Genomic DNA, 3,524 nt, shown 5'->3' with positions numbered 1-3,524 from the left:
ATGATGGTCCGCTCTGGCTCAACCTGGCGCGTGAAACGCTGCCCGTTCAGCCCGCCGCTAGCACCTCCGAAGCCTCCACTTTGCCGGCGAACGGCACGTCGGCCGCTTTCAATGCCTATAAATTGCTGCGCACCACCAAGACGCGCGCCGAAGTGCTGGCGCTGCTCGGCAACGGGCTCGACAAGCGCGATCTCTACCGGCCGGCGCTGCAGGCCTATGAGGCCAGCCTTGCGCTGAACCCTTCGCCGGCGGTCCAGGCCGACTATGCCGATCTCAAGGCCCGCAAGGGTTTCCGCGTTGTCGATCACACCATCGACGCCGACACCAGCGCGCCGCGCATCTGCGCGCAATTCTCCGAGGATCTGGTCAAGACCGGCGTCGACTACGCGCCGTTCGTCACCGTCGACAACGCGCCACCCAAGGGCGTCGAGGCCAAGGACAAGCAAATCTGCGTCGAAGGGCTGGAGCATGGTCAGCATTACGACGTCACCTTCCGCGCCGGCCTGCCGGCGGCAATCGGCGAAGTGACCGCGGCCCCCGTGGTGCTGTCGATCTATGTCCAGGACCGCGCACCGTCCGCCCGCTTCACCGGTGACAGCTTCGTGCTGCCGGCCGGCGCGCGCCGCGGCATTCCGATCGTCACCGTCAACATGAATGCCGCCGAAATGAAGCTCTACCGCGTCGGCGATCGTTCGCTGGCCCAGCTTCTGTCGGGCTACCAGTTCCTGCACCAGCTCGACGGCTACGACATCTCCAACATTTCCGAGCAGATGGGCGCGCCGGTCTGGCAAGGCCAGCTCGACATCGCCAATGATCTCAACAAGGAGGTCACCACCTCCTTCCCGGTCGACGAGGCGGTGCCGCAGCGCAAGCCCGGCGTCTACGTGCTGACCGCGCAGGCCGTCAACGACAAGAGCGACAACTACAATTCGATGGCCACGCAATGGTTCGTCGTCTCCGACATCGGCCTGTCGACCTATACGGGGCAGGACGGGCTCAACGTCTTTGCGCGTTCACTGGGCAGCGCCAAGCCGATAGCCGGCGCCGAACTGACGCTGGTTGCCAGGAACAATGAGGTTCTCGGCACGGCGACATCGGATGCCGACGGCCATGCCGTCTTCAACCCCGGCCTGACGCGCGGCGACGGCGGCATGGTGCCGGCCGTGCTGATGGCCAAGCAGGGCGACAATGATTTCGTCTTTCTAGATATGGGCCGGGCCGGCTTCGACCTGTCCGACCGCGGCGTCACCGGGCGCGCGGCGCCAGGTGCGCTGGACGTCTATGCCTGGACCGAACGCGGCATCTACCGCGCCGGCGAAGATGTTCATGTCGCGGCGCTTGCCCGCGACGGCGCCGCCAAGGCGGTCGAGAACCTGCCGTTGACGTTCGTCTTCTCGCGCCCCGACGGCGTCGAGGACCGCCGCATCGTCAGTGACGGCGCTTCGGCCGGTGGCCATGCCGTCGACCTGCCGCTCGAACCCAACGCCATGCGAGGCACCTGGTCGGTGTCGATATACACCGATCCCAAGCAGCCGGCCGTGGCCAGCCACATGTTCCTGGTCGAGGATTTCGTGCCGGATCGCATCGAATTCGACATGAAGGCCGACAAGCAGGAAATCGCCCAGGGCGAAACCGCCAACATCGACATTGACGGCCGCTTCCTCTATGGCGCGCCGGCGGCGGGCCTGGCGCTGGAAGGCGAACTGACGCTGTCGACGTCGCGCGACTGGGACCGCTTCCAGGGCTTTTCCTTCGGTCTCGCCGACGAGCAGTCGGCCGAACCCACGGTCACTCCCCTCGCCGATCTGCCGGTGGTCGGCGATGACGGCAAGGTGACCTTCCCGGTCTCCGTCGACCAACTGCCCTCGACCACCAAGCTGGTCGACGCCAAGGTGACGGTGAGGATGCGCGAAACCGGCGGCCGCGCCATCGAGCGTTCGCTCAACATCGGCGTCCGCCCGCAAGGCCATATGATCGGCATCCGTCCGGATTTCGCCGACAATGAAGTGCCGCAGGGCGGCACCGCCAAGTTCAGCCTGATCGCCGTCGATCCCGACGGCAAGCGCGAGGCGCTGAAAGGCGCGCAGTGGACGCTGGTCAAGGTCGAACGCAATTACCAGTGGTACCGCTCCAACAATTCCTGGAACTACGAGCCGGTCACCTTCACCAAGTCGATCGCCAACGGCCAGGTCGACCTTAGCGCCGACGGCGGCGCGACGGTCTCCGTGCCGGTCGATTGGGGTCAGTACCGCCTCGAGGTCGAGACATCGGATCCCGAGGGACCGGCGACAAGCTACGAGTTCGATGCCGGCTGGTATGTCTCCTCGACCACCACCGAAACGCCTGACGGCCTCGAAATCGCCCTCGACAAGGACAATTATGCCGCCGGCGAAGTGGCCAGGCTGAAAGTCTCGCCGCACTTTGCCGGCGAACTTCTCATCAACATCGGTTCCGACAAACTGTTGAAGACCGTCACGGCATCCGTGCCGGCCGGCGGCAGCACGGTCGACATACCGGTCGGCGACGATTGGGGTGCCGGTGCCTATGTCACGGCAACCCTCTTCCGGCCGGGCGATGCGCAGGAAACGCGCATGCCGGCCCGCGCCATCGGCGTGAAATGGCTGAAGGTCGATCCGGGCTCGAAAAAGCTCGCCATCACCTTGACGCCGCCGGACAAGACCATGCCGCGCCAGCAGCTGTCGATCCCGGTTTCGGTCGCCGGCGTGCAGCCGGGAAGCAATGCCTACGTCATGGTTGCCGCCGTCGATGTCGGCATCCTCAACCTGACCAACTACAAGGCCCCGGATCCGGAGAACTGGTTCTTCGGCCAGCGCATGCTGGGCATGGAAATCCGCGACATATACGGCCGCCTGATCGACGGCTCGCTCGGCAACACCGGCAAGCTCAGGACCGGCGGCGACGGCGCCAACATGCAGGCGCAAGGCAACCCGCCGACCGAAAAACTGGTCGCCTTCTTCTCCGGCATCGTCGAACTCGATGCCGACGGCAAGGCGCGGGTCGACTTCGACATCCCGCAGTTCAACGGCACCGTGCGCGTCATGGCCGTCGCCTGGACCAAGGATGCGGTCGGCCACGCCCAGTCCGATGTCATCGTGCGCGATCCCATCGTGATCACCGCTGGCCTGCCACGCTTCCTGGCGCCTGGTGACGCCGCCGTCATGCGCCTAGACGTCGCCGACACCGATGGTCCGGCCGGCGACTATGCGTTCTCGATCGAAACAACGGGTGACCTGTCGACCGGCGACAAGCCCCTGCCCCAGAAGCTGACGCTCGCCCAGGGCAAGCGCCAGACGCTGACCGTGCCGCTGGTCGCTCAGACGGCCGGCAATGCCTCGCTCACCGTCAAGCTTGCCCATGCCGACGGCACCAAGGTCGAGCAGACGCTCTATGTGCCGGTGCGCCCGGCGCAATTGCCGGTGACCACCCGGCTGGTGGTCGACCTCAAGGGCAATGGCGGCGCGCTGCGCGTCGACAAGGAACTGCTGGCAGCCAGCCTGCTCAAT

The 3,524-nt window shown here is 65.7% G+C and carries 1 protein-coding gene; it reads left to right on the top strand.

Going from position 1 to position 3,524, the window contains the following annotated elements:
* On the top strand, positions 1-3,524 hold a 3,524-nt coding region (locus EN939_RS25535), incomplete at both ends, for an alpha-2-macroglobulin family protein (RefSeq protein WP_164751214.1).

It is taken from the genome of Mesorhizobium sp. M7A.F.Ca.CA.002.05.1.1, assembly GCF_003998335.1.
Classification (GTDB): Bacteria; Pseudomonadota; Alphaproteobacteria; order Rhizobiales; family Rhizobiaceae; genus Mesorhizobium.
The sequence above is the reverse complement of the archived record's forward strand: the minus strand, read 5'-3'. Positions and strand labels throughout refer to the sequence as shown.